Raw genomic sequence first — 819 nt, 5'->3', positions numbered from 1 at the left:
CACTAGAGCGCTATTTGTTAGAGACGAGGCCGATTTTGTTGGTCGGAAATCAGGCCGAGGATATTATGTTCCCAAGCTCTCGAGCGAAAGCGATGACCCGACAAACTTTTTGGCACCGAATCAAGGTGTATGCAAAACAGCTTGGAATAAGCGCTAAATTAAGTCCTCACACGCTCAGACATGCTTTTGCAACACACTTGGTAAATAATGGTGCGGATTTAAGAGTTGTTCAGATGTTGCTTGGTCATAGCAGCTTGTCAACAACACAAATTTACACGTATGTGGCACAAGAGCGCATGCAATCATTACATGCGGCATATCATCCGAGGGCTTAGCGGAACTTTGATGACGAATTGGCGTCATAAAACTATATTCATTTAGAGAAGGGTTTTTGATGAGGTTTTTCAGCATTATATCGGTAGTGGGGTTGTTCTTGTGGTCGGCGCTGTCTTCTGCAGAGCAAGCTAATATTGAAAAAGCGCTCGCGGCCGCTGTTCCGCAACTGAGCGTATCGGCTGTGAGTGAGAGCGAGATACCGGGCTTGTACCGTGTTACAGATCAGCGTGGGCAGGTTATATTTGCCAGTGCTGACGGTGCATATTTTATAACTGGTGAGTTGTATAGCACGGTCGGTGGAGCTTTAGTTAATTTAAGTGAGAAGGAGCGTCAAGGGCAACGTTTGGGTGAATTGGCCAGCCTGGAAGATGGTGACAAAAGAACCTTTCCTGCCGAAGGGGAAGAAAAGGCTCACGTAACAGTATTCACGGATATCGACTGCGGTTATTGTCGTAAGCTGCATGGAGAAGTGCCGCGTATGAA

General features: G+C 46.6%; 2 protein-coding genes. Both read left to right on the top strand.

Features of this window, described 5'->3' with window-relative positions; genetic code table 11:
• The coding region (locus tag A3751_RS02820; protein WP_156492224.1) for a tyrosine-type recombinase/integrase at positions 1–335 on the top strand (335 nt) is incomplete at its 5' end.
• 59 nt (positions 336–394) lie between these two features.
• Positions 395–819 (top strand): disulfide isomerase DsbC N-terminal domain-containing protein (locus A3751_RS02815; RefSeq protein WP_304439002.1); only part of this gene is annotated, 425 nt, incomplete at its 3' end.

The organism is Oleiphilus sp. HI0080 (genome assembly GCF_001635135.1).
This window is presented reverse-complemented; position numbering and strand designations above follow the sequence as displayed.